Source organism: Microbacterium sp. M (genome assembly GCF_045181065.1).
Taxonomy (GTDB): Bacteria; Actinomycetota; Actinomycetes; order Actinomycetales; family Microbacteriaceae; genus Microbacterium.
This window is the reverse complement of the sequence record NZ_CP173721.1, coordinates 3,170,981-3,196,307: the sequence shown is the minus strand read 5'-3', so window position 1 is coordinate 3,196,307 and position 25,327 is coordinate 3,170,981. Positions and strand designations below refer to the sequence as shown.

General features: G+C 68.5%; 24 protein-coding genes and 1 tRNA gene. 16 read left to right on the top strand and 9 right to left on the bottom strand.

Annotated features, from left to right (window positions below; translation table 11 throughout):
* Nucleotides 1-14: 14 nt before the first annotated feature.
* From ACI7YT_RS15715 to ACI7YT_RS15695, 5 genes are read left to right on the top strand one after another with little or no spacing between them, the layout of a single operon-like run.
* On the top strand, nt 15-869 hold the full coding sequence (locus tag ACI7YT_RS15715; protein WP_406246765.1) for a sugar phosphate isomerase/epimerase family protein: 855 nt from the start codon (nt 15-17) through the stop codon (nt 867-869).
* Nucleotides 870-904: 35 nt separating this feature from the next.
* The gene (locus ACI7YT_RS15710) at nt 905-2,188 is read left to right on the top strand and encodes an ABC transporter substrate-binding protein (RefSeq protein WP_406246763.1); all 1,284 of its coding nucleotides are present in this window, start codon (nt 905-907) and stop codon (nt 2,186-2,188) included.
* A gap of 4 nt (nt 2,189-2,192) precedes the next feature.
* Nucleotides 2,193-3,179: a carbohydrate ABC transporter permease gene (locus ACI7YT_RS15705; RefSeq protein WP_406246761.1), complete on the top strand. Its 987-nt coding sequence runs from the start codon at nt 2,193-2,195 to the stop codon at nt 3,177-3,179.
* A complete protein-coding gene (locus ACI7YT_RS15700) occupies nt 3,176-4,093 on the top strand; it encodes a carbohydrate ABC transporter permease (protein ID WP_406246759.1) in 918 nt (305 codons plus the stop codon). The genes ACI7YT_RS15705 and ACI7YT_RS15700 overlap by 4 nt, the downstream gene beginning before the upstream one ends.
* Nucleotides 4,090-4,857 (top strand): sugar phosphate isomerase/epimerase family protein, encoded by a 768-nt coding sequence (locus ACI7YT_RS15695; protein WP_406246757.1) that lies wholly within the window; start codon nt 4,090-4,092, stop codon nt 4,855-4,857. Before ACI7YT_RS15700 ends, ACI7YT_RS15695 begins: the two co-directional genes overlap by 4 nt.
* Before the next feature lie 125 nt (nt 4,858-4,982).
* Here the strand turns inward: ACI7YT_RS15695 and ACI7YT_RS15690 are convergent, their stop codons facing one another.
* The 6 genes from ACI7YT_RS15690 to ACI7YT_RS15665 form a co-directional block, all read right to left on the bottom strand.
* Nucleotides 4,983-6,428 (bottom strand): aldehyde dehydrogenase (NADP(+)), encoded by a 1,446-nt coding sequence (locus ACI7YT_RS15690; protein WP_406246755.1) that lies wholly within the window; start codon nt 6,426-6,428, stop codon nt 4,983-4,985.
* Nucleotides 6,429-6,430: 2 nt separating this feature from the next.
* Complete coding sequence (locus ACI7YT_RS15685) at nt 6,431-7,522, bottom strand: mandelate racemase/muconate lactonizing enzyme family protein (protein WP_406246753.1); 1,092 nt, start codon at nt 7,520-7,522, stop codon at nt 6,431-6,433.
* Nucleotides 7,519-8,418 (bottom strand): 5-dehydro-4-deoxyglucarate dehydratase, encoded by a 900-nt coding sequence (locus ACI7YT_RS15680; RefSeq protein WP_406246751.1) that lies wholly within the window; start codon nt 8,416-8,418, stop codon nt 7,519-7,521. The genes ACI7YT_RS15685 and ACI7YT_RS15680 overlap by 4 nt, the downstream gene beginning before the upstream one ends.
* A gap of 50 nt (nt 8,419-8,468) precedes the next feature.
* The gene (locus tag ACI7YT_RS15675) at nt 8,469-9,404 is read right to left on the bottom strand and encodes an NAD-dependent epimerase/dehydratase family protein (protein ID WP_406246749.1); all 936 of its coding nucleotides are present in this window, start codon (nt 9,402-9,404) and stop codon (nt 8,469-8,471) included.
* Nucleotides 9,401-10,738, bottom strand: coding sequence for a Gfo/Idh/MocA family protein (locus tag ACI7YT_RS15670; protein ID WP_406246747.1), 1,338 nt, complete (start codon nt 10,736-10,738; stop codon nt 9,401-9,403). The genes ACI7YT_RS15675 and ACI7YT_RS15670 overlap by 4 nt, the downstream gene beginning before the upstream one ends.
* A 74-nt stretch (nt 10,739-10,812) precedes the next feature.
* Nucleotides 10,813-11,814 (bottom strand): LacI family DNA-binding transcriptional regulator, encoded by a 1,002-nt coding sequence (locus tag ACI7YT_RS15665; RefSeq protein ID WP_406246745.1) that lies wholly within the window; start codon nt 11,812-11,814, stop codon nt 10,813-10,815.
* A 106-nt stretch (nt 11,815-11,920) separates the two neighbouring features.
* Between ACI7YT_RS15665 and ACI7YT_RS15660 the strand changes: the two genes are divergently transcribed.
* Complete coding sequence (locus ACI7YT_RS15660) at nt 11,921-12,961, top strand: M24 family metallopeptidase (RefSeq protein ID WP_406246743.1); 1,041 nt, start codon at nt 11,921-11,923, stop codon at nt 12,959-12,961.
* Nucleotides 12,962-12,970: 9 nt separating this feature from the next.
* Here the strand turns inward: ACI7YT_RS15660 and ACI7YT_RS15655 are convergent, their stop codons facing one another.
* Nucleotides 12,971-14,869, bottom strand: coding sequence for a DUF6807 family protein (locus tag ACI7YT_RS15655; RefSeq protein ID WP_406246741.1), 1,899 nt, complete (start codon nt 14,867-14,869; stop codon nt 12,971-12,973).
* Complete coding sequence (locus ACI7YT_RS15650) at nt 14,866-16,188, bottom strand: BNR-4 repeat-containing protein (protein WP_406246739.1); 1,323 nt, start codon at nt 16,186-16,188, stop codon at nt 14,866-14,868. The genes ACI7YT_RS15655 and ACI7YT_RS15650 overlap by 4 nt, the downstream gene beginning before the upstream one ends.
* A 166-nt stretch (nt 16,189-16,354) precedes the next feature.
* Here ACI7YT_RS15650 and ACI7YT_RS15645 point away from each other — a divergent pair.
* From ACI7YT_RS15645 to ACI7YT_RS15620, 6 genes are all read left to right on the top strand, one after another.
* Nucleotides 16,355-16,446 (top strand) — tRNA-Ser (locus ACI7YT_RS15645).
* A gap of 180 nt (nt 16,447-16,626) precedes the next feature.
* Nucleotides 16,627-17,526: an ABC transporter substrate-binding protein gene (locus tag ACI7YT_RS15640; protein ID WP_406246737.1), complete on the top strand. Its 900-nt coding sequence runs from the start codon at nt 16,627-16,629 to the stop codon at nt 17,524-17,526.
* Nucleotides 17,523-18,578 (top strand): FecCD family ABC transporter permease, encoded by a 1,056-nt coding sequence (locus ACI7YT_RS15635; RefSeq protein ID WP_406246735.1) that lies wholly within the window; start codon nt 17,523-17,525, stop codon nt 18,576-18,578. Before ACI7YT_RS15640 ends, ACI7YT_RS15635 begins: the two co-directional genes overlap by 4 nt.
* Nucleotides 18,575-19,639, top strand: a complete 1,065-nt coding sequence (locus ACI7YT_RS15630) for a FecCD family ABC transporter permease (RefSeq protein WP_406246733.1) — start codon at nt 18,575-18,577, stop codon at nt 19,637-19,639. The genes ACI7YT_RS15635 and ACI7YT_RS15630 overlap by 4 nt, the downstream gene beginning before the upstream one ends.
* Nucleotides 19,632-20,486, top strand: a complete 855-nt coding sequence (locus ACI7YT_RS15625; protein ID WP_406246731.1) for an ABC transporter ATP-binding protein — start codon at nt 19,632-19,634, stop codon at nt 20,484-20,486. Before ACI7YT_RS15630 ends, ACI7YT_RS15625 begins: the two co-directional genes overlap by 8 nt.
* Nucleotides 20,483-21,346 carry a siderophore-interacting protein gene (locus tag ACI7YT_RS15620; protein WP_406246729.1) on the top strand — a complete coding sequence of 288 codons (864 nt, stop codon included), beginning with the start codon at nt 20,483-20,485 and terminating at the stop codon, nt 21,344-21,346. Before ACI7YT_RS15625 ends, ACI7YT_RS15620 begins: the two co-directional genes overlap by 4 nt.
* Before the next feature lie 4 nt (nt 21,347-21,350).
* On the opposite strand, the gene ACI7YT_RS15615 is transcribed toward ACI7YT_RS15620, so the two are convergent.
* Nucleotides 21,351-21,752 (bottom strand): nuclear transport factor 2 family protein, encoded by a 402-nt coding sequence (locus ACI7YT_RS15615; RefSeq protein WP_406246727.1) that lies wholly within the window; start codon nt 21,750-21,752, stop codon nt 21,351-21,353.
* A gap of 122 nt (nt 21,753-21,874) precedes the next feature.
* Here ACI7YT_RS15615 and ACI7YT_RS15610 point away from each other — a divergent pair, with 122 nt between their 5' ends.
* The 4 genes from ACI7YT_RS15610 (at nt 21,875) to ACI7YT_RS15595 (ending at nt 25,298) form a co-directional block, all read left to right on the top strand.
* Nucleotides 21,875-22,246 (top strand): winged helix-turn-helix transcriptional regulator, encoded by a 372-nt coding sequence (locus ACI7YT_RS15610; protein ID WP_406250597.1) that lies wholly within the window; start codon nt 21,875-21,877, stop codon nt 22,244-22,246.
* 67 nt (nt 22,247-22,313) lie between these two features.
* On the top strand, nt 22,314-23,354 hold the full coding sequence (locus tag ACI7YT_RS15605; protein ID WP_406246725.1) for a LacI family DNA-binding transcriptional regulator: 1,041 nt from the start codon (nt 22,314-22,316) through the stop codon (nt 23,352-23,354).
* Between the two features lie 116 nt (nt 23,355-23,470).
* Nucleotides 23,471-24,313, top strand: coding sequence for an ABC transporter permease (locus tag ACI7YT_RS15600; protein ID WP_406246724.1), 843 nt, complete (start codon nt 23,471-23,473; stop codon nt 24,311-24,313).
* Nucleotides 24,314-24,320: 7 nt separating this feature from the next.
* Nucleotides 24,321-25,298, top strand: a complete 978-nt coding sequence (locus tag ACI7YT_RS15595; protein WP_406246722.1) for a carbohydrate ABC transporter permease — start codon at nt 24,321-24,323, stop codon at nt 25,296-25,298.
* The last annotated feature ends 29 nt before the right edge of the window (nt 25,299-25,327 follow it).

The following is a 25,327-nucleotide window of genomic DNA, read 5'->3' as shown; positions in this document are numbered from 1 at the left end:
GAAAGGAATCCCTCATGGCACGCATCGGCGTCCAGGCGATGATGCTGAAGAGCGCCGTCGCGGAGCTCGGCGCATTTGAAACGTTTCGACGGACGACGGAGATCGGCTACCGCGTCGCGGAGCTGTCACAGATCCCGTTGACGGCGGAGACCGTCGCCGAACTGCGACGGGCCAGCGACGAGCTCGGTGTCGAGTACTGCGCCCTGTCGGCTGCACTCACCGCCGGCGGGATCAACGACTCGCTCGAGGAGCAGTTCGACAAGATCGTCGCGGACTGCCGCACGCTCGGAGCGGACATGGTTCGCATCGGGATGCTGCCGATCCCCGCGCTGCGTTCGACGGATGCCGTGCTCGACTTCTGCCGCCGGGCGGATGTCGCGGCCACGCGACTGGCGGACGAGGGCATCGCGCTGTACTACCACAACCACCACGTCGAGTTCGCGAAGGTCGACGGGCGCTACCTCCTGGAACTCATCGCCGAGAACTCCCCGCACGTCGGAATCGAACTCGACGCGCACTGGATCGCCAGGGGTGGTCTCGACCCCGCCAGGGTGATCGGGCAGTACGCCGGCCGGGTGCGCATGGTGCACCTGAAGGACTACCGGATCGGGATGCCGGACGCCGACGTCATCGACGCCTTCGAGCGCGGCGACCACGCGACCTGGGCGACGGCATGGAACGGCCTCGTGCAATTCGCCGAGGTCGGCGAGGGCAACCTCGACTGGCCGGGGATCATCGACGCGAGTATCCGCTCCGGGGCGGAGTACCTGCTCGTCGAGCAGGACGAGCTGTACGGACGCACCGTTTGGGAGGCGCTCGAGATCTCCCACCGGAACCTCACGGAGCTCGGCTTCGCAGAACTTTTCTGACGTACCCGCAATCACCACGTATCAAGGAGGATCACATGGCACACCGCAGGACACTCACCGCCGTCGCAGGATTCGTCGTCGCCGGTCTGGCTCTGGCCGGATGCGCGTCTGGCGACTCGGGCGGCTCGGCCGAATCGGGTTCGGAAAGCACGAGCGACGGCCCTGTCGAGCTCGAATTCTGGGCATGGGGCTCGAACGTCGACAAGCGCGTCGCGGAATGGAACGAGCAGAACCCCGACATCCAGGTGAACATCTCCGCACCGGCCGGCGGCGCGGATTTCCCCGTCAAGGTCCTGTCCGCCGTGCGGGCTGGCGAAGGTCCGGACATCGCCCAGGCGGAGTACACGCAGCTGCCCACCTACGTCTCGGCCGGCGTCGTGGCCGACGTGGAGTCCGTGCGCGACGAGATGGAAGCCGCCTTCTCCGAGACCACCCTCGACACGGTCACATTCGACGACACGATCTTCGGCATCCCGCAGGACCTGGGGCCGGCGCTCTTCGTGTACCGCACCGATCTGTTCGGCCAGTTGGGCATCGAGCCGGCCGAGACGTGGGACGACTTCCGCGCTCTCGCCGAGCAGGTGCGCTCGCTGCCCGGCGACCACTATCTGGCCAACTTCAGCGCGATCGACGCCGACCTGTTCATGGGCCTCGCCCTGCAGAACGGTGCCCAGTGGTGGGAGTTCGCCGACGGCGAGTGGAACGTCGACATCGATGACGACGCCAGTGCCGAGGTGCTCGAGTACTGGCAGGGTCTGGTCGAGGACGACCTGATCAGCACCTATCCGTCCGGCAGCCCGGAGTTCATCGAGGCCACGGCATCCGGGAAGGTGCTCGGACAGATTGCCGGTGCCTGGGCCCCAGGACCGCTGCTGAACCAGTACCCCGACACGGTCGGCCTCTGGGGCGCCGCGCAGATCCCGCAGTGGGAGGCGGGTGAGCTGAAGACGTTCGCGCGCGGAGGATCGGCGGACATCATCCTCGCGGACAGCGAGCACTACGAGGAGTCGGTGGAGTTCCTGACCTGGCTGAACGCCTCCGATGAGGGCGCGGAGGGTCTCGTGGGCATCAACAAGTTCACCGCCGCCCTGCACGGGCAGGAGATCGACCGCCCGGCACCCGACCTCATGCCCGAGGACGACACGTACTGGCCGTCCGCGGCCGAGTCCGCATCCGGCCTGGTCTCCGTGCAGTGGGGACCCAACACGCAGGTCGCCTTCACCGCGCTGAACGACGCGCTCGGTGCGGCGATCGAGACCGGCGACTGGTCGAAGGTGCTGTCCACCGTGCAGACCACCGTCGAGGGCGATCTGGACTGACATCATGACTGCACTCCTCCAGGAGAGTGCGCCCGCGGGCGGGGAGGCGACGCGCACCGTCGTCCTCCCGCCCCGGCGGGCGCGCCGACCGCACCTGCAACGGCACACGGGTTTCGCCTATGCATTGATGGCGCCCGCGCTCGTGATGTTCATCCTCGTGTTCGTCATCCCGATCGTCTATTCGGGGTGGTTGAGTGTCCGCGGCCGCGGCGAATCCAGCGGTGGCGCGTTCGGACCTCGCGAGGAGACGTTCGTCGGGTTCGGCAACTATGTCTCCGTGCTCGAGGACCCCACGTTCTGGACGAGCCTCGCGCACTTGGGCATCTACGCCGCGATCATGGTGCCGTTGCTCATGGGAACCTCGATCCTGCTCGCCCTGCTGCTGGATCTGCCGCGGGCACGCGCGAAGTCGTTCAGCCGCACGTCGATCTTCCTGCCCTACGGCGTTCCGAGCGTCATCGCGGCGCTGATGTGGGGGTTCCTCTACGTACCCGACATCAGCCCGGTCTACCAGTTCGCGAGCACCTTCGGCGTCGAGCTGCCCAACCTCCTCAGCGGCGACTGGATCTACGTCGGCATCGTCAACGTCGTGCTGTGGGGCGGTATCGGCTTCAATACGGTGATCATCTACACTGCGCTGCAGTCGCTCGATCGCTCCCAGATCGACGCCGCCCGCATCGACGGCTGCGGTGAGGGGCGCATCGCCTGGTACATCAAGCTGCCGCATGTCGTACCCGCCACGGTCGTCACCGGGCTGTTCTCAGTGATCGGCGCGCTGCAGATCTACAGCGAGCCGGCCATGCTCGCGACGCTCACGAACGCGATCGACTCGACGTTCTTCCCCCTCATGCGCGTGTACCGAGACGCGTTCGCGCACGACGATCTCAACTCCGCCGCCGCGGCATCCATCCTCCTGGCGCTGGGGACGGTGCTCCTGTCCCTGCTCGTGCTCGGCGGGCGACGTCTGGCCACACGGAAGGGCGACCGATGACCCTGCTCTCCTCGCGCGAGAAGCGCGCCTCATCCGACAGGCTCCCGTCCGCGCACGGCGGTCCGGCCGGCTCGCGTCGCCGTGGCGTGCCGCTGGCCGCCATCCTGCCGACGACGGTGCTGATCGTGTCCGCCGTGTACTTCCTGCTGCCCGTGGTGTGGGTGTTCTTCTCCGCGACGAAGTCGTCAGCGGAGCTGTTCACGACACCCGCGTTCAGCTTCGGGACCGCCCTGTGGGACAACCTCGTCGCGCTGTTCGCCTACGAGAACGGCGGCTTCGCGAAGTGGCTCGGCAACAGCTTCTTCTACAGCATCGTCGGCGCCCTCGCCTCGACCCTGTTCTCCGCCGGCGCCGGCTACGCTCTCGCGATGTACGACTTCCGCGGCAAGCACGCGATCATGGTCGGGCTGCTCGGCGGCGTGCTCCTGCCGACGATCACACTGGCGATCCCGCAATACCTCCTCTTCGCGCAGATCGGCCTGGCCAACACCTACTGGTCGGTCCTCATCCCGACCATGATCACGCCGTTCGGCATCTACCTCGCGTACGTGTTCGCCCGAGCATCCATGCCCGTGGAACTCCTCGAGGCGGCCCGCGTGGATGGCTCCAGCGAGTGGCGCACGTTCCGCTCCATCGGCCTGCCGATGCTGCTGCCGGGGCTCGTGACGATCTTCCTGCTGCAGTTCATCGGGGCGTGGAACAACTTCCTGCTGCCGTACATCATGCTCACCGACCCGGATCTGTTCCCGATCACGGTCTCGATGTACATGATGCTCAACCGCGGCGGCAGCGAGCCCATCCTCTACACCCTCGCGATCGCCGGTGCGGCGGTCGCGATCATCCCGGTCGTCGCGTTCGTGCTGATCCTGCAGCGCTACTGGCGTCTCGACCTCGTCTCAGGGAGTCTCAAATGACCACTGTCGGTCTGATCGGCCCGCGGGCCAACGGCCTCATCGCCCGGCGCCTCGGCGCCGACTACATCGAACCGACGATCGTCGGCAACGTCGTCCTCTTCGCGGAGGACGGCACGCCGCGCCTCAATCCGGAGTTCGCGGGCGAGACGTACCCGTCCTTCGCGATCCTCCTGCCCGGCGATATCCGCGTCGCCGACCCGTCGTTCGACATCGAGCGGGTGCGGTCGTACTTCGCGTCGATCTTCCCGGTGCTCGCACAGGTCGCCGAACCAGGGGCGAAGATCGTCTTCGGGTCGGGAGCCGCCCGCCGCATCCCCGAGGGCGCCGACCGCACAGCCGCCGAGACGCGCTTCGCCGAATCGCTGGTGATCGCGCGGGATGCGGCGGCCGAGCACGATCTGCGGGTCATGCTCGAGCCCCTGCACCAGGGCGAGACCAACCTCATCCACACCCTCGGTGAAGCCGCGGACTTCCTGGATGCCCATGGCATCGAGGGTGTTCCCCTGGTCGCCGACCTCTTCCACATCGAGCAGGAGGGCGAACCGCTCTCGACGGTCACCGACCACATCGATCGGATCGGTCACGCGCACATCGCCGATGCCGGTCGCCGCTGGCTCGGCGCCGGCGACGGTCAGTGGCGCGCGTTCGTCGCGACGCTGCGGGATGCCGGATTCGACGGCCCTGTCTCGCTGGAATGCAACTGGGGCGACGACCTCGAGACCGAGATCGCGGCCTCGATCGAGGCGCTGCGCGCGCTGCCGTAGCCAGCCCCGGATCATCTGCCGGAACACGGCGGACGATCAGCGGATGCGGTGACGTTTCACGAACCGATCGGTCGAAATCGTCCGTGAAACGTCACCGCATCCGTGAAACGTCCGTCCAGAATCACTCAGACGGGCAGCACCAGGACTCCATTGCGGCGGTGCGGGAGTGTCGCGAGCGACGCGTCCCGCAGCTCGGCCGGCAACAGGCGCTCCGGAGCATCCTGGAACACCACCGGGCGCAGGAACCGTCGGATCGCCGTCGCCCCCACGGAGGTGTGAAATGAGGTCGTGGCCGGCCACGGTCCGCCGTGCTGCTGCGACCAGGTCACGGCGACTCCCGTCGGCCAGCCGGCGAACAGCACCCGACCGGCACGCAGCTGCAGCAGTTCCAGCGTCTCGGACACGTCGTCCGACGATTCGGAGTGCAGCGTCGCGGTCAGGCTCCCCGGCACGACCCGCAGCGCGGCGTGCAGCTCGGCCTCGTCGGCATAGCGGACCAGCAGCGTGAGCGGCCCGAACACCTCCTCGAGCAGCGCCTCTGGGCGCGCGGCGACGGCCGTGGCATCCGTGGTCACGACGACCGGACGCGCACCGTCGGGGGTCTCGGCTCCGTGCGCGATGAGGTCGGTCGACTCGTCGGCGAGCAGGCTCCGGATGCCATCAGGGAACGCCGCCGTGATCCGGTCCGTCAGCAGCGGACCACCGGCGACCGAGCCGACAGCGGCAGCCACGGCATCCTCGAATCCCGCGCCGGCCGGGATGAACACGACCCCCGGCTTGGTGCAGAACTGACCGACGCCGAGCGTGAACGAGCCGACGAGGCCGGTGGCGAGCTCCGCACCTCGGGCCTCGAGCGCAGCAGGCGTGATGACGACAGGGTTGACGCTGCCCAGCTCGCCGTAGAACGGGATCGGATCGGGCCTGCCGGAGGCGAGATCGAACAGAGCGCGCCCGCCGGACACCGACCCTGTGAAGCCCGCAGCCTGGACGACGGGATGCTGGACCAGGGCGTTGCCTGCCTCGCGTCCGTCGATGAGCGCGAACGACCCGTCCGGTGCCCCGGCAGCCCGCAGGGCATCCGCGACGATCTCTGCAGTGCGATGCGACAGCTCCAGGTGCCCGGAGTGGGCCTTCACGATCACAGGGCTGCCCGCGGCCAGCGCGGATGCCGTGTCGCCGCCGGCGACGGAGAACGCGAACGGGAAGTTGGATGCCGAGAACACCGCCACCGGTCCGACGCCGATCAGGTGACGGCGCAGTTCGGGCCGCGGCGGGGTGGCCGCGGCATCCGCGTCGTCGATGATGATCTCGCGGAAGGAGCCCTCCTCGACGACGCCGGCGAACAGCCGCAGCTGACCCGTCGTGCGGGCCACCTCGCCGGTCAGCCGCGGCACGCCGAGGCGTGTTTCGCGATCGGCGATCTCCACCAGCTCGGTGACGTTCGCATCGAGCGCGTCGGCGATCGCGCGCAGCCAGCCGGCACGCTCGGGGGCGGACGACGCCCGCCATACGGGAGCAGCCGCAGCCGCCTGCCAGGCGATCGTCTGGAGCTCTTCGGCGGTCGTGGTCATGATCAGGCCTTTCCGGTCAGGACGGGACAGAAGCGGATGCCGAGGCCGACGTGCGGCGTCTCGGCGAGGTGTCCGTCGGCGATGGCGACGGGCGATGGATCGGCCAGAGCGCCCAGGCCGCCGAATCCGGCATCCTCGACGTCCTCGGCCCAGGGCTCCGCGACATCGCCGGGCAGGGTGAGCGCGAGCTGTCCGGAGAGTTCGGGCAGCAGGTGCGGATGCAGTGCGGCGCCATGCTCGGCCGCGAGGGCCGCGATCGTCAGGAACGGCGTGATCCCGCCGACGCGCACGATGTTGGGCTGAACGATCTGCGCCGCACCGCACCGGAGGAAATCGTCGAAGCGGTGCGCGTTGTGCAGGTTCTCGCCGACCGCGATCGGCACGTCGATGCGTCGGGCGAGCTCGGTGTGGCCGGCGAGATCGTCGGCACGCAGCGGCTCCTCGATCCAGGCGAGATCGAACGGGCTGAGCGCCTCGACGGATGACGTCGCTCGGGCGAGATCCCAGCGCTGGTTGGCGTCGATCATGAGCGCGCGATCCGGCCCGAGCAGGTCGCGGACGGCGCTGACGCGGTCCACGTCTTCGGCGATGTCGGGCTTGCCCACCTTGATCTTGACCGCGGTGAATCCGGCGTCCATCCAGCGCTGCACCTGCGCGAGCAGTTCGTCCTGCGTGTAGTGCAGGTTCACGCCCGACCCGTAGGCGCGCACGCGTTCGCGGCGTCGGCCGATCAGAGACGACACCGGCAGTTCACGTGCGCGGGCAGCGGCATCCCACAGGGCGAGATCCAGACCCGCCAGCGCGATCGTGGTGATGCCGCCACCGCCCGCCTCGTGCAGGTGCTCCCAGAGCCCCTGCCAGGCCTCGCCGGGTTCGGCCGATCGGCCGATCGCCGCGTGCGCGATGTCGTCCGACAGCAGGGCGTGCACGGCCGTCGCGCCGATCTGCGGCGTCCACGAGAAGCCCCACCCCTCGGCGCCGTCCGACCGGACGACGTGCGTCGCGACGATGCCGACCGAGGTGACATCGGCTGCCCACGCCCGGGTCAGCGCGACGCGCTGGAGGCGCGCGTCGAAGCGGGTGATCGTGGTCACAGCAGTGCGCGTCCCGCCTCGAGGATCTCGGCCAGCCGTGTCTCCTGCGCCGGCGACGGATCGACCAGCGGTGCGCGCACCGATCCGACCGGCAGGCCGCCGAGGCGCAGGCCGGTCTTGATCAGCGAGACGCCGAATCCGGGGGTCTCGTCCCGGAGATTCACCAGCGGTCGGTAGAAGCCGTCGAGGATCGCCAGGCGCCGCTGCTCATCGCCGGACACGTAGGCGCGGTAGAACGCGTTCGCGACCTCCGGGATCATCGCGAAGGCGGCCGACGAGTACAGCGGAACGCCGATGCCGCGGTAGGCGCCCTGCGTCAGCTCGGCGGTGAGCAGGCCGTTGAAGAACGCGAAGTCGTCTCGTCCCGTCTCGGCGACCGCGCGGACGATGAGCTGCGTCGTGCCGATGTCGCCCGTGCCGTCCTTGAAGCCGACGACCTTCGGGTTCGCGGCCAGGGTGCGCATGGTGTCGACCGAGTACTGCGCGGACCCTCGGTGGTAGACGATGACGGGCAGATCGGATGCCGTGGCGATCGCCTCGACGTACGCGATGAGCCCCGCCTGAGTGCCCCCGACGAGGTACGGCGGCAGCACGAGCAGGCCGTCGGCTCCGGCATCCGCTGCGGCCTTCGCGACCGCGATGGCGTGACCGAGCGGGCCGCCGGCGCCGGCGATGACGGGCACGCGGCCGGCGACGGTCGCCGTGGCGGTGCGGGTGACCGCCGCGGCCTCGGAGGCGGACAGGGCGTGGAACTCACCCGTGCCGCAGGCCGGGAAGACGCCGCCGGCGCCGGCGACGACCCCGCGGTCGACATGCTGGGCGAGAAGATCGTGCTCGATCGTGCCGTCCGGAGTGAACGGCGTGACGGGGAAGAAGAGGATGCCGTCGAAGTTCATCGTTGAGTGCTTTCGGTCGATGGTGGATGTCTGGGTCGCGGATTCCGCTGCTAAGAGCCTGCGGAAGCGACAGTTTCTGCAACCTGGACGCGCTCGCCGAGCTCGGTGCGCCAGTCGTGCGACGGGCGCCAGCCCAGCAGCCGCTCGGCCTTGGCGATCGAGAACGCCGGGCGCGTTCCGGTCAGTTCCGCAGCAGCACCGGGGGTCCCCGGATGGAACTGCGGCAGCAGGTCGGCGAGGGGTTCACGGGCCAGGGCATCCGACGCGCCGACGAAGAAGACCTCGCCGTTGGGGATCTCGGTCATGCCTGCCAGCAGCGTGTCCGCGAAGCCGGCGACATCGCGTGCGTCGACGTAGTTGAACAGGGCGGGGGCCGAGAGCGCCGGGTCGTCCAGTCGCTCGCGGACGGTATGGCCCTGCTGGGTCGGCGCGCCGGCCCATTCCTCTGGAGCGATCACGTAACAGGGGCGGAATGCCGCGAACCGGGTGGCGTCGCCGGTCTGGCGCTGCAGCATGCCGAGGGTGTCCTCGATGAGCAGCTTCGACAACGCGTACGCGTTCCACGGGCGGGTCGGGGTCTCCTCGTCCAGCGGCAGCCGGTCGGGGCTCCAGCCCGTCGGGCAGCCGTAGCCGAGCACGGTCGGGCTGGACGCCGCGACGATCTTCGGGATGCCGGCGCGCACCGCGCCATGCAGCACCGAGATCGCCAGCCCCGCGTTGGTGCGCATGATGACGTCCTCCGGCGCGCTGAAGGGCACGGCGATCGCGGCGAGGTGGATCAGGGCATCGGCCTTCGCATCCGTGAGGACGGATGCCGCGGCATCCGCGTCGGAGAGATCGAGCGCGACCTGCGTGATGCCGTCCTGCTCCAGCTCGGGAACGGCGACCCGGTCGAGCGAAACGATCTCGTGCCCGAAGCCGGCCAGTCCCGTGACGAGGCTGCGGCCGAGTCTGCCGGCGCCTCCCGTCACGACGATGCGGCTCATGCGCGCACCGCGCCTTCGAGCAGGTGGATGCCGAGGTCCGCGACCTGGACCGGCAGCCCTGTTTCCAGCGACCGGTTGCCGGCGATGCCGACCGCGATCGAGCGGATTCCGTCGCTCCAGTCCGCCGGACGTGCCAGCGGGTCATCCGCCGGGCCGACGAACACGTCGGACAGCAGCAGTGCGTCGCCGCCGCCGTGGCCGCCTTCGCCGCGGACGATCGGCACTTCGCGGGCAGCCTCCCAGTGCTTCTGCACGATCAGGTGTTCGCCCTCGGGGCGCAGCGTGGGCGCGGCATCCGATCCGGACAGGCTGGGGTCGAGCACCGGGTGCAGGCCCTCTTCGGCGAGCACGGCGCCGCGTTCGACGACCTCGAGCTCGGCGCGGCCGAGCGTGCCGTTGACGGCGACGCGGTAGCCCTCCCAGGGGGAGTGCGCGTTCAGGGAGTAGGAGAGCGTGGCGCCGGAGGCATAGTCGACGATGAGGGCGAGGTTGTCCTCGATCGTGATGCCGTCGCTGAACACGTCGAGGTCGCGGACGTAGCCGTCGTGCTGCTCGGCCTCCAGATACAGGGCCTTCAGCCGCGCGTCGTCGCGGAGATCGAGTTCGAACGGGTCGCCGCCGTCGTGCGTGCCGCGGGCTGGGCGGTCCGTGATGCCGCGGGCCGCGGCGTTCTCGGCGCCGTAGAAGCGCAGGCCGCCTGATGCGTACACGCGACGCGGCTCGGAGCGCAGCCACCAGTTGACCAGATCGAAGTGGTGGCTGGACTTGTGCACGAGCAGTCCGCCCGAATTCGACTTCTGACGGTGCCAGCGGCGGAAGTAATCGGCGCCGTGCTTGGTGTCGAGCATCCAGGAGAAGTCGATGGACGTGATCTCGCCGATCTCGCCGTCCTGAAGGAGCTGACGCAGTGCGCTGTTGCGCGGGGAGTAGCGGTAGTTGAACGTCAGGACGACCTGGCGGCCGGTGCGCTCGACGGCTTCCTCGATGCGGGCCGCGCTCGGCGCGTCGATGGTCAGCGGCTTCTCGACCACGACGTCGGCGCCGGCCTCGAGCGAGCGGACGATGAGCTCGGCGTGCAGGTCGTCGCGCGAGCAGATGATGACGCGGTCGATGCGCTCCTCGCTGATGATGTGCTCGAGTGCGTCTGGGCCGGCGGTGCGGGGGGCGGTGACGCCGGCCGCCGTGACGCGATCGACGTAGTACTGCGCGCGGGTCGGGTTCGGCTCGATGATCGCGATCAGCTCGGCGCGGTCGCGATGCTCGCCGATGATCGCATCGACATACATCTGGGCGCGGTGGCCGGCACCGGCGATGGCGTAGCGCGTCATTGTCATCCACTCATCTCGAACATCTCAGGAAACGTTTTCTCGAGACTAGCACAGGCGGAGAGGATCGGGCGGCCGACGGGTCAGGCCGTCGGTGCAGCCGTGGTCCCGCGGACCACCAGCTCCGGCACGACCGTCGTGACGGCGACCGGCGTTCCGCCCTCGAGCAGTTCGTGCATCGCCTGCCAGGCGTGCGCACCGAGCTCGGCTGCCGGAACGGATGCCGTGGTCAGCGGCGGCGTCGCATTCGCCGCGAACGGGATGTCGTCGAATCCGGCGATCGAGATCCGCCCCGGCACGTCGACGCCTCGGGAGCGCAGTGCCGACAGCAGTCCCATCGCGACGAGATCGTTGAACGCGAGCACCCCGGTCGCGCCGGATGCGAGTACGCGATCGGCCGCCTCGGCCCCGCTGTCGAAGTCGACGCCGGTCGGTATCTCGTCGACGCGCAGATCGGCGTTCTCGGCGACGACCCTGGCGATGGCGTCCTGTCTGGCACGGTGCGACGCGCTGCGCTGCGAACCGGCGAGGTACACGAGATGCCGATGGCCGAGCCCCGTCAGATGGTCGATGATCTCGCGGAGACCGGCTCCGTAGTCCGCCGCGACGACGGGAGCGTCCCCCTGCGGGGCGCGGTTGATGACGACGGCGGGGGCGAGGTCGGGCAGCAGCGCCTGCAGCTCGTCCTCCGGCATGCGCGGCGCGCACAGGATGATGCCGTCGGTGCGCAGTCGTGTCGTCTTCGCGAGCGCCCGCTCGTTCTCGAGGTCCTCGATCGAGTCGGCGATGAGCACGTGATAGCCGTCGGTCGACGCCGCGCGGCTGAGGCCGCGCAGGATCGCCTGATAGGTCGGGTTCTCGAGGTCCGGCACGACGACCGCGACGGTCTGGGTGCGCCCGAGCACCAGACTGCGGGCGAGCGGGTTCGCCGTGTAGCCGAGTTCGGCGGCAGCGGCCTTCACCCGCTCGACGAGGGCGGGATCGACGGTCGGGTTGTCGTTCATCGCGCGGGACACGGTCGACAGCGAGACGCCGGCGAGCTTCGCGACATCGGTGATCCGCGTCCGTGGTGTCGTACGGCTCATCGGCCAGGCCCCTCTGCTCGCGTCATTCACGCGGGTGGCGCGAACCAGGCCATATTAGCCACTATCGTGTGAGAAAACGTTTCCGGACGAAGGGGGACCGATCGCGATGGTGGGATCGACACGTGACCGCGAGGTCAAGCAGGATCGGCTGGCGCGGGTGCGCACGGCGGCCGGGGGGCCGCTGGTGCTGACCTCTCACGAGGCGGTGTCCTGGTATCTCGACGGCGTCCGCACGCACGTCTCCCTGGCCGGTCCTCCGGTCCTGGCCGTCCGGGTCGAGGATGCCGGAGACATCCTGTTCGTCGCCGCCAACGAGGCCGATCGCCAGATCGCCGAGGAGCTGCTCCCCGCGGACGCGGAACGCATCGTGCGCGTGCCGTGGCAGACGCCGCCGGCGGAAGCCGCGCTGGCTGCAGGGCCCGGAATCCCCGAGTCCGTCGTCGCCGCCGAGCTGCGGGCGGCGCGCGCGTCGCTGCTGCCGGGGGAGCGCGATCGTTACCGCGCACTGGGTCGCGATGCGGCGGAAGTGCTCACCGACGTCCTCTCCAGGGCGACGCCGGATGACACCGAGCAGTCAGTCGCGGCATCCGTTGCGGCCGGGCTCGTGGCTCGTGGAATCGACCCGCTGGTGATCCTCGTCGCCGGCGTCTCCCGGTTGGCGTTCCGGCATCCGCTTCCGACAGGCGCCCTGCTGAGCGAGCGGGCCATGATCGTCGTGTGCGGGCGCAGGCACGGCCTGATCGCGAACATCACCCGCTGGGTCGGTGCGGATGCCGAGGACGAACGCATCCTCGCCGTCGAACGCGCCTTCCTGGACGCCTCCGTTCCCGGTCGTCCGCTCGCCGAGGTGTTCGCCGCCGGCACCGCGGGCTATGCCGCGCACGGATTCGACGCGGACGAGTGGCAGCGTCACCACCAGGGGGGCCCGACCGGATACGCCGGACGCGACCCGCGGGCGACCCCGGCGACGACGGATGCGCTCGCCGAATGGCAGGCCTTCGCGTGGAACCCGACGGCGCCGGGGGTCAAGGTCGAGGACACGCTGCTGCGCACGCCCGAGGGCTGGGAGGTGCTCACGGTCGACGAGCGCTGGCCGACGATCGTCGTCGACGGTCTGGACCGGCCGGTCGCCCTGCCCTACGCCTAGCCGATCGGGTCACCCCAGGAGCGCCGCCACCTCGGCATCCGTCAGCCGCCCGTCGGCGACGAGGCCGCGGAAGGACAGGGCGACGGATTCTCCGGCATCCAGGACGACAGGCTGGTCCCAGGCCAGAGCCGAGCCGATACCCGGGTAGTCGGTCACGCGCACGAACCACGGCCGCTTCTCATCCGAGGCGAGTGCGACGGTCGCCTCGCCGTCGGGGAAGCGTGCGCCGAACGCGATCCAGTCCGACACGCTGCCGTGCACGGCATCCTCTCCGGATGCCTCCGCCGTGCGCACGTCGACATCGGATGCCGCGGGGAAGCGCCACGCGAACCCGCCGTACCCGCCTCCGACGCGGCCGTGCGATCCTGGGCTGCCCAGCTCGATCGGTCCGGATGCCGCGGTGAGGGTGGTCGTGGTGCGGAAGGACCACGCGGAATCGGATGCCGTGGCGAACGCCCACGCCGTCGACTCGCGCAGCACGACCGTGCCGTTCGGGGCGAGCCAATCCGCGGTGGCGGCGAAGCCGTCGTCCGTGCGCGCGAAGGATGACGTCGCGATGCGGCCGTGGTCGTTCAGCCAGCGGTAGCCGCCCTCGCGCGTGTACGTCGGTCCGCCCCAGAAGTTGACGCCGCTCGCGTGCTGGATCGCGACCGAGACGCCGAGATGCCAGTCGTGGTCGGCCGGGTGCGCGTCGGTCACGACGACGCCGCCCGGCGTGCGGACCGGATGCAGGAACGGGCGGGGACCGGATGTCGGGGCGACCGAAGCTCCGTCGTCTCGGACGGCGATGACGGCGTCGCCGAGGGCGATCTCATCCGTGGCGCCGTCAGCGAACTCGGTGGCGAACGGCGCGCGCACCTCGCTGAAGAGGGCGCCGGCGCGAGCGGTGCGCTGCACCCAGTCCGCGATGTCGTCGACGACGATCATGGTGTCGAGGGTCGTAGTCGCGGCATCCGGAATCCTCAGGGGTGCCGGGGCCGTGCGGACGGCCTCGAGCACCTCCATGTACGCCCCGGAGTCGACGAGCGCCGACAGCTGGAGGGTGCCGTGCTCGAGGTGGTCGAGGAACTGCTCGAACAGCTCGATGCGCCCCGGTTGGGACACGCGGCCGTCCGGGTAGGTGATGACGTCGTCCGTGTACGAGAACAGGACGTCCGCGGATGCCGTGCGCACCTCGATGAGCGGCTGGTCCTGCGCGGCGCCGGCGAGGGTGAGGGCGGCCGAGACCACCCGACCGTTGGTCAGCGTGATCCGCACGCTCGACGTGTCATCGGCTTCGATGTCGTTCGCGCGGTAGAGCTCGAGCTCGATGCGCGCGATGTCCTCGCGACGGCGTGCGCCGGCGATGTGCAACGCGGTCGCGACGGCGTGCGAGAGAGCGTTGGTGAGGACGCCGTCGACGACGGGCTGCCCGTCGAGGGTGCGTTTGCCTGCCCAGGCCGAGCGGTTCCAGTAGGCGAACTCGCGGCTCCAGTTCGCCCAGGTGGCGACCGAGGTCGCGCCGCCGAGCTCGGCGATCTCGGTGAGGGCGTGCGAGCCGAAGCTCTGGAAACCGACCTGGATGCTGAGCCCGGTGCGCTTCTGCAGTGCGAGCAGGTCGGTGAACTGCTCCATGGTCGCGACCGGCGGCTTCTCGAGGTAGACGTGGCTGCCGTGCTCAAGCGCCTGGGCCGCCAGGCCGAAGTGCGTGTTGGTCGGAGTGGCGACGATGACGATGTCCGGATGGATGCCGGTGGCGAGCGCGTCGTCCAGGCTCTGCCAGCTCGGGGTGGCCGACCCGAAGCCGTCGGTCGGGCCACCCTTGGGATCGACCAGGCCGACCAGCTCGACGCGGTCGCCGAGGCGCTCGAGGTTGCGGAGGTGGACGCTCCCGTAACCGTGGGCGCCGACCAAGAGGACGGTGGTCATGCGGTTTCCTTCGCGGTGTCGGCGGTGGTGCGCGGCTGGTCGAGCAGCACGATCTCACAACGGTAGTGCTGAGAAGCGGTCATCTCGCCGCGGAACCACAGCAGCGGGATGCGGTTCGCATCGCCGGGGGCGACGATCGGGCGCAGGTTGTCGTACGGGGAATCCTCGGTGATGGGCGTCCACGACCAGGTGATGCCGGCATCCGATGTCGTGCCGTGGAAGATCTCGTAGTGAGCCAGCCGCTCGCGTGTGCGCGGGTCGACAGGCGTCGAGATGTAGACGGAGTCGATGTCGAACGGGTCGATGGCGGCGAGACCGGTGTAGTCCTGTTCGTGCGGGAGGAGGCCGCCGCCGGCCTCGGCGAGCTCGACGAGCTGCCAGGCCTCGGAGCCGGGGGACAGGCGCGCTGCGTAGAAGCGGATGTCACGGACGGGGTGGTTGCGGTCCGGGTCGTCCTCGAGGTCGTCGTTCACACGTGCGGTGAGGACGGCGGCGATCGTGCCGTCCGGGGTGCGGCGGATGTCGGTGGTCCAGGCGTGCATGCGGACGCCCTCTGGGCCCTCCGAACCCGCCGACAGGATCGTCGTGAGCTCGACCTGGGACGGGGCGTCGTCGCTCGGAGCGGGGTCCGCGATGACGCTGCCGAAGCTGTCGTGCAGGGCGCCGGCGGCGAGGTAGCCGTGGTAGATCGAGTTGTCGTAGTCGCGCGGGTGGTGGTCGGTCGTGATGAAGTCGATGCGGTCGCCGGCGGAGACGTAGCGCGTGTACCCGTTGACGTAGCCGACCTTGGGGCGGGTGAAGAGCTTGCCCGCGTAGGTGAAGGTGTCGCCTTCGTCATCGGAGACGAGCGCGCAGGGGTCGTCGTTGATCGCGCGGGCGAAGCAGTACAGGCGTCCGTCGAGTTCGTGCAGGTTCGAGTAGGTGACGCCTTTGCCGCCGGTCAACTCGGTCCAGTCGAACGTCTGCTCCGGACCCCAGCGGGTGGGGTCGTCCGGCTCGCTGACGCGCCAGCGGGTGAGGTTGTCGGTCTTGTGCTTGGCGTAGACGGCGAGCCAGCGTCCGTCGCGGCGGCGCCAGAGCGCTGGGACGTCGTGATCGTCGGTCTCGAGACGCTCGTGCAGGACCACGACCTGCGCGGTGCCGGTCTCGAGGTCGGCGACCGTGAGCTCGATGTTGCCGGCGCGGGCTTCTCTGCCTGGGCCCTCCGGAGCGGGGACGGAGCCGACGACGAGAAGCTGTCGGTCCGCGTCGATGAGGGCGCGTTCGTCCTGGAACCAGCACCAGGCTCCGTTGTCGTTGATGACGCGGGGTTCGGGCATGTCCTCTTCCGTTCCGATGCTTCGATGCGATCGCCGTTCAGCATAGCGGAAAGCGCTTACCCTGGGTGGGATCGGCGTCGGTTCGTTACGGACTCCGCCTCGGTTCGTCGAGGATGCCGGGAGCGGTTATGATGGCATGACGCGTTCTCGCCACGGCGGAGCGCATGGAGACGTCGCATAGTCAGGCCTAGTGCACCACCCTGCTAAGGTGGAGTCCTCGCAAGGGGACCGAGGGTTCAAATCCCTCCGTCTCCGCCACAGAAATCGCGCTCCGGGACGAAGTCTCGGGGCGCTTTTCGTTTGCGGGGGCGAGGGAAGCGGATCGGATAAGGGTAGGCTGTGCTTACTTTGGCGTGAAGGTGGTTCGCCTTCTGCGCCTGACTCCTCCGGAAAGGTCTCTTCGCGATGCGTACTCCCATGCCCGGGCGGGCTGCGTCTTTGGCTTCGCTCTCCCTCGCCGCGGTTCTGCTGGTCGGCTGTTCTTCGCCGTCCAGCGCCGGTGACCCCACGTCATCGGCGACGCCTGGTACGCGCAGCGTGGAGCACGCGCGCGGAACGACGCAGGTGCCGGAGGAGCCGAAGCGTGTGATCGTGCTCGAGCCGGTGGAACTCGACACCGCGGTCGCGCTCGGAGTGACACCGGTCGGGGCGGCAGTGGCCAGCAACGTCTCGGGGGTTCCCGAGTACCTCGGTGTGGAGGGCGTCGAACCCGTCGGCACGGTTCCGGAACCCGACCTGGAGGCGATCGCGGCTCTCGAGCCGGACCTGATCCTCGGAACCGAGTCGCGCCATTCTCAGTTGTACGCCCAGCTGGACGCGATCGCGCCGACGGTGTTCATGCAGACGCAGGCCGATCCGTGGCAGGAGAACGTGCTGCTCATCGGCGAAGCGCTGGGGCAGAAGGGCGAGGCGCAGACGCTGCTGGACGGTTTCAACGAGCGCTGCGAGGAGATCGCGGGCGAGTTCGACGTTGCGGGGACGACCGCGAATCTGATCCGTCCGCGTGACGAGACGACGCTCAGCGTTTATGGTCCGACATCCTTCGCCGGCGGTGCGCTGGAGTGCGCCGGACTGACGATTCCGGACCGCGAATGGGTGGACGGTCTGCAGGCGGACCTCTCCCCGGAGAACATCATGGACGCGCAGGCGGACTACGTCTTCGTCACGACGGCCGATGTCGACGACGAATCGACGATCCCGTCGGCGATCACGCAGAATGCTGCCGCCTTCCCCACGGTGACCCTCGTTGACACGAGCTACTGGGTGTCCGGTGTGGGGCCGAAGGGCGGCGACCTCGTGCTCGATGACATCGAGCAGTTCCTCAAAGCCCAGAAGTGACGAGCCTTCTCTCCGCGCCTCCCCGTGAAGCCGCGCTCACCGGGAGTCGCGGGAGGCACGGCAGGACGGTGCTCGGGCTGGTCGTTCTCGCCGTCCTTCTGGTGGTCGCGGTGACATTGTCGCTGACAGTCGGGTCGAACTTCCTTCCGGTGCCGACGGTTCTCGATGTGCTTCAGGGCGGCGGCACATCGGAAGCGCGGTACGTGGTCGCCGAGCTGAGGGTGCCCCGCACCGTCACCGGTCTCGTGGTCGGTGCGGCGCTCGGAGTCGCGGGGGCGCTCATCCAGGCGTTCACCCGCAACCCCCTCGCGGACCCGGGCATCCTGGGCGTCAACGCGGGCGCCGCATTCGCGGTCTCCGTCGGTGTCGCCTTCTTCGGGATGCGCGACATCTCCTCGTTCGTGTGGCTCGCATTCCTCGGTTCCCTGATCGTCACGGTGGCGGTGTATCTCATCGGGTCTTCCGGCAGGGGCGCGGCGGACCCGATCCGGCTCACGCTCGCGGGAGTGGCTCTCGGAGCGGTCTTCTCCGGGATGACGACGGGGATGACTCTCAGCAATCCGGACGCGTTCGATCAGATGCGTTCGTGGAACGCCGGCTCGCTCCTCGGCCGCGGGTTCGACGTCCTCCTGCCCGTGCTGCCGTTCATCGTGGTCGCGCTGGCCGGAGCGCTGCTGCTCGCTCCCGGATTGAACGCCCTCGCGCTCGGTGAGGATGTCGCGAGGGCACAGGGCGCTCACGTCGCGGGCATCCGGGTCGGCGTGATCGTGACGGTGACCCTGCTGGCCGGGGCTGCGACGGCTCTCGCGGGACCCATCGGTTTCATCGGGCTGATGGTCCCGCACGTGGCCCGGTGGGTGTTCGGGGTGGACCAGCGCACCATCCTCGTGACCTCCGTCCTGCTCGCACCGGTCATCGTGCTCTTCTCGGATGTGCTCGGACGGGTACTGATCGCCCCCGCTGAGATCCCGGTCGGGATCGTCACCGCGTTCGTCGGCGCTCCGGTCCTGATCGCGCTGGCGCGCCGACGGAACGCGAGCACCCTGTCATGAGCCTGCTGCGTGACGCCCGGCCGGTCGATGTGGGCTATCGACGGAGAATCCTGCGCGCGGGGTCGTTCGCGGTTCCCGTGCGTGTTCGGAGTCTGAGTGTCGGGGCCGTGCTGGCCGCGGCCGTCGCGCTCCTCGGCGTCGTGGCGCTCGGGCTCGGCACCTACCCCTTGTCTGCGGAGGAAGTGGTCCGAGTGCTGCTCGGGGGTGGCGAGCCGCTCGACCGCACCGTCGTGTTCGAGTGGCGCATGGCCAGAACCGTCGCGGCCATCGTCCTCGGTGGATTCCTCGCCGTCGCCGGGGCGCTGTTCCAGACTGCGACGCGCAATCCGCTTGCGAGCCCGGATATTCTCGGCCTCTCCAACGGGGCTTTCACCGGGATGCTCCTGATGATCGTCTTCTTCTCCGCGTCATGGCCGCTGATGACCGCGGGCGCCGTCGCAGGAGGCCTCATCACGGCCGTGCTCATCTGGGCCTTGGCATACCGCGGCGGTGTGCAGGGTTTCCGCCTCATCGTGATCGGCATCGGCGTCGCAGCCATGCTCGCGTCGGCGAACACGTGGATGCTGCTCGAGGTCGAACTCGAGACGGCGATGTTCGCCTCGGCCTGGGGCACAGGAACCCTCAACGGTGTCACCGGGCCGCCGGTTGCCGGCGCCGTTCTCTGCGCGGCGCCCCTGCTCGTGCTGCTGGTCATCCTGTCGCCGCGGCTGCGGCAGCTCGACCTCGGTGACGACGTCGCGACGGCGACCGGCGAGCGGCCGGCCATTGTACGGGCGCTCGCCCTTCTCATCGCCGTCGGTCTGGTCTCGGTCGCGACGGCCGTCATCGGCCCCGTCGCCTTCATCGCGCTCGCCGCCCCGCAGATCGCACGGCGCATCGCCGGCACCCCGTACCTCTCGTTGACGCTGTCCGCGCTCGTCGGGGCGCTGCTGTTGCTGATGTCCGACCTCATCGCTCAGCACGTGCTGCCCGTCGCTCTGCCGGTCGGCGTCGTCACGGTCTCCCTCGGAGGCCTCTATCTCGTCATCACCATCATCCAGGAGATCCGCCGCCGTGCCTGAACACCCGAATCCCTCGACGTTCCGCCCACCGCACGGGTCCGGCTCACGGCTCCGGGCAGAGAACCTCACCCTCGGCTACGACGGCCGATCGATCATCGCCGCGCTCAGCACCGCGATACCGGACGGGTCGTTCACCGTGATCATCGGGCCCAACGCGTGCGGCAAGTCCACCTTGCTCCGTGGCCTCTCCCGGCTCCTCGCACCCGACACCGGACAGGTGATTCTGGACGGCAAGGCGATCACGAGCATGCCATCGAAGGATGTCGCCAGGAAGCTGGGCCTCCTGCCGCAGTCCGCGATCGCTCCGGACGGGATCACCGTCGCCGATCTCGTGGGGCGGGGCAGATACCCTCATCAGGGATTCCTGCGGCAATGGTCCGAGAAGGACGACATTGCCGTCCAGGGCGCGTTGGACGCCACAGGCACCGCCGATCTCGCACCGCGCAGAGTCGACGAATTGTCGGGGGGACAGCGCCAGCGGGTCTGGGTCGCGATGGTCCTGGCCCAGCAGACCGACCTGCTGCTGCTGGACGAACCGACGACCTTCCTGGACATCGCCCACCAGGTCGAGCTCATGGAACTGTTCGCCCACCTGAATCGCAAGGGCCGCACGATCGTCGCCGTCCTCCACGACCTCAACCATGCCGCCCGATATGCCGATCACATCATCGCGATGCGCGAGGGACGCATCATCGCCGAAGGTGCCCCGTCCGAGGTCGTCACCAGCTCCAGGGTCGAAGAGATCTATGACCTGCCCAATATCGTGATCGAAGATCCCATCACCGGTGGTCCTCTCGTCGTGCCCCGCGGGGCACCTGTCACCACGTCGGGCGGAGGAACGCGATGACTGCTGGGGCACCCCCCGCATCCCGCAGTTGGGAGTACAGCGCGTTTCCGGTGCGGGTCGCCCGCAAGCGGCAGCTCACCCCGGGATTCATCCGGATCACCCTCACGGGACAGGCTTTGAGGGAGTTCGCGCCCTGGGGACTGGATCAGCGCATCAAGCTCGTCCTGCCCATGCCGGACGGAACCGCGCCCGATTTCGGCCTTCTCACGGAACCCACACCGCACCCGAGGGACTGGTACGCACGCTGGAAGGAACTCCCCGAGGAGGGACGCAACGTGCTGCGCACGTACACTCCGTCGGGTATCCGGCCGGAAGATGATGAGATCGACGTCGACCTCTTCATCCACCAGCCGGCTGGTCCCGCTTCCGCCTGGGCGAGCGCCTGCCAGCCCGGCGACGAGCTGATCATCACCGGCCCCGACATGCGCGTCGGGTACACCGGCTACGGCATCCACTACGCACCGCCTGCTCCGCCCGCGCGCGTACTCCTCATCGGGGATGAATCCGCTCTCCCCGCGATCCGCAACATCCTCGCCGCGCTGCCGCCTGAGGTCGCGGCGGATGTGATCCTCGAGCTCGCAGACGCGGGGGACGGCGCGCTACCGCTTCCCGGCGGTCGGATGAACCTGGAGGTCGTCGATCGAGCCGACCGAGCCGGCGAGCGGCTCGAGAGCGCCGTGCGCCGCTGGACCACCGACCACACCGAGCTCCGCGGAGATCCAGGCCTCTACGCGTGGGTCGCCGGGGAATCGACGGCGACGACGCGCATTCGCCGTCATCTGACGGCTGACCTCGCGCTCGTCAAGGAACAGGTCGCCTTCCTCGGTTACTGGAAGCTCGGCGGACCCCTCGTCGGCTGAGGAGTTACGGCCGGCCCCAGAACGCGTCTTCGGCTGCCGCGTCCTCCGAGAAGAGATGCACTTCGACGATCTTCCCGTCCCGCACGGTGAGCAGATCCACACCGGCCATGTCCATCGATGCGCCGACGCGCGTGCCCGTGAATCGCACGGGCACTGCTGCGAACTCTCCGTTGACCATCGTGGCTCCGATCACCGTCAGCCCGAAGCTTCCTTCGCTGGCCTCCATCATCCCGCCCAGCAGCGCACCGACGCCCTCGACCCCGACGTGATCGCCGGAGAAGCGGTTCGCTCCGGGCTGGTGCCATACGACCTGCGGATCGAACAGTGCCAGTGCGCCAGGCACATCGCCCTTGCTCAGGGATTCGAAATAAGAAGCGGCCACGGCCGCCGGTGTCTGCTCGCTCATCACTGCACTCCTCGGATCGGTGAACTTGTCGCCTTATGGTTACATTGGGTTACCTGTTACCTCAACGTAACCATGGGAACGACTTCGAAAGGCGGCGGCGAATGCAGCGGACCTGGGATGTGATGGTGTCCACATGTCCTTCGCGGACGTCGCTGGCGCGCATCGCGAACAAGTGGACCGCCATGATCGTGATCGCGCTCAGCGGCGAGCCGATGCGATTCGGCGAACTCCGCCAAGCCGTGGACGGCATCAGTGGCAAGGTCCTGGCCGACACCCTTCGTGACCTCGAGCGCGACGGGATCCTCACCCGAACGGCCTACGACCAGATGCCGCCGCGCGTGGATTACGAACTCACCGCCCTCGGACGGACACTGCAGGAGCCGTTGACGGCGCTGGCTCGCTGGGCGGAGGCGCACATCGAAGAAGTCGAGACGGCACGCGCCGAATACGACGAGATCAAGGACGGCGCGGTGCGAGCTCTCCCATCGGCTTGACTCCGACCTCTTCCGGGGAGTACTCTCAACGAGTCATACGATTAACTAGTCCACAAGGAGGTGTGACATGGGCCGCAAACCGCGCAACACGGCGACGATGAAGCAGGTCGCCGAGCGTGCGGGCGTGTCCCAGGCCACGGTCTCCCTCGTGCTCAACAATGTCGGCGGCAGCCGCGTCAACGAGGCCACGCGCCAGCGTGTGATGGACACGGTCGAGGAACTCGGCTACCGGACGAACGCCTTCGCCAAGTCGCTGCGCAGCGGCGAGTCCGGAATGATCGGCTTCATCTCCGACGAGGTCGCCAGCTCGCCCTTCGCGGGCGAGCTCCTGAAGGGCGCGCAGCAGCTCGCGTGGGAGACCGGCAACGTCATCCTCAGCGTCGACACGTTCAACGAGCCCGACCTCGAAGCCGCAGCCATCGACATGATGCTGTCGTATCGGGTCAAGGGCGTCGTCTACGCCTCGATGTATCACCGCGTGCTCGACCTTCCTGCCGGCCTCGAGGCCGTGCCGACCGTCGTCGTCAACGCGCAGGAGCGTTCGAGGCGCGTCGCCAGCGTGTTCCCGGATGAAGAGGCCGGCGGCTATGCGGCCACCCGTCAGCTCATCGAGGCTGGGCACACCCGGATCGCCATGATCAACATCCAGCCGGAGGACAGCGATCTCCCCGCCGGCATCGGCCGGCTCGCCGGGTACCGTCGCGCGCTCTCGGAGGCCGGCATCGTCGACCACCCGGAGCTCGTCCGGTACGGCGGAGGTGTCGTCGAGGACGGCCTCGCGCTGACGCTCGACCTGTTCGATCTCGATGAGCCGCCGACAGCGATCTTCTGCGGAAACGACCGCACGGCGTGGGGCGCGTATCGTGCGCTCGAGTCGCGCGGGCTGCGCGTTCCGGAGGACTGCTCCATCGTCGGTTTCGACAACCACGCGATGCTCGCCCCCATTCTCGACCCAGGGCTCTCCACCATCGAGCTCCCTTACGAGCAGATGGCGCGCGCGGGAATCGAACTGCTGCTGTCCGGCAGTGCGCAGGAGCCCACATCCAACCCGATCGAGTGCGTACCGATCCTGCGGGGATCGGTCGCCGATGCGAAGGTGCATGCATGACCACTCAAGCCCCCGCGGAGTCCACCCCGACAGTGCCAGCGCAGAAGAGGCGCATGCGGTCCCACCTGCGACGCGCTCTTCGGTCCTGGCAGTTATACGTATTACTAGCGCCGGCGGTGATCTACGTCATCGTCTTCAAGTACTGGCCCATGTACGGCGCGCAGATCGCCTTCCGCGACTACAACCCGGCTCTCGGTTTCGCCGGCAGCCCGTGGGTCGGGCTGGAGCACTTCACCCGATTCGTCAACTCGTTCCAGTTCTGGCGCCTGATCGAGAACACCCTGACGGTCAACGCGCTCGGTCTGCTGATCGCGTTCCCGGTGCCGATCATCCTCGCGCTGGTCGTCAACCAGCTCTCCAGCCCACGATTCAAGAAGTTCACCCAGACCGTCCTCTACGCACCCTCGTTCATCTCGGTGGTCGTGGTCGTCGGCATGATCTTCCTGCTGTTCTCACCGCGCTCCGGCATCATCAACAACGCCATCGTCGCGTTCGGCGGCGAACCGGTGTTCTTCATGGGGTCGCCCGACTGGTTCCGGCCGCTGTACATCGGATCCGACATCTGGCAGAACGCCGGATTCTCGATGATCGTGTATCTCGCAGCGCTGACGGCCATCGACCCCGCCCTGCATGAAGCGGCGCGCGTCGACGGCGCGAGCAAGTGGCAGCGCATCCGTCACATCGACATCCCGGGGATCATGCCGGTCATCACCATCCTGTTCATCCTGGCGATCGGCAACCTCTTCAACCTCGGCTTCGAGAAGGTGCTGCTCATGCAGACCGATCTGAACCTGCCGACGTCCGAAGTGATCCAGACGTACGTCTACAACATCGGCCTTCAGCAGGCGCAGTTCAGTTACTCCGCCGCCATCGGCCTGTTCAACTCCCTGATCAATCTCGTCCTGCTGCTGACCTTCAACTGGGTCGCGAAGCGCGCCGGACAATCGACCCTTTGGTGATGACGCCATGACCGACACGCTCGCCGCACCGCCGGCATCCGCCCGCCCGTCCCTCCCGACCGGCACCGACGCACCACGCCGACCGGCCGCGCGCGGACGACTGCGCGACCGCGCTTCCGATCCGGTGTTCAACTTCTTCGCCATCGGGATGCTGATCGTCGCGATCATCGCGATCCTCTACCCGATGTACTTCATCGTGATCGCCTCGGTCAGTGAGCCGTCCGAGATCCTCAACGGCAACGTCTGGCTGTGGCCGCAGGGCTTCACGCTCGAGGGATATGCGCGCATCTTCTCCGACGCGACCATCATCCGCGGTTTCGCCAACTCCGTGCTCTACACAGTCGTCGGCACAGCGATCAGCGTGACGGTGATCCTGTGCGCCGCCTACGCGCTGTCGCGCAAGGATCTGTACGGTCGCACGTTCTTCATGCTGCTGTTCATCATCACGATGTTCATCGACGGCGGTCTCATCGCCCGCTACCTCGTGGTCCGCGACCTCGGCATGCTCGACACCATCTGGGCCATCGTGCTCCCCGGTGCCGTCGGCGTCTGGAACCTCATCATCGCCCGAGCGTTCTTCGAGAACAACGTGCCGGCCGAACTGCGCGAAGCCGCCCAATTGGACGGCGCGAACGACTTCCGATTCTTCTTCCGGATCGTGCTGCCGCTGTCGAAACCGCTGATCTTCCTGATGATCATGATCCACCTCGTGGCCAACTGGAACGCGTTCTTCGACGCACTGATCTTCCTGGGCGACGAGAGCAAGTACCCGCTGCAGCTCGTGCTGCGCAACGTGCTCATCCAGTCCGAGGTCTCCTCCGCCGGCGGCACCGGTGCGCTGGACTCCTACGCCGCCGCCCAGCGCCTGGGCGAGCTGATCAAGTACGGAATGATCGTCGTCTCCACGATCCCGTTGCTGATCGTCCTGCCCTTCATGCAGAAGCACTTCACCAAGGGCGCGCTCCTCGGCGCCGTGAAGAGCTGACCCGTTCCGACCACTGCCCCCAACCAGAA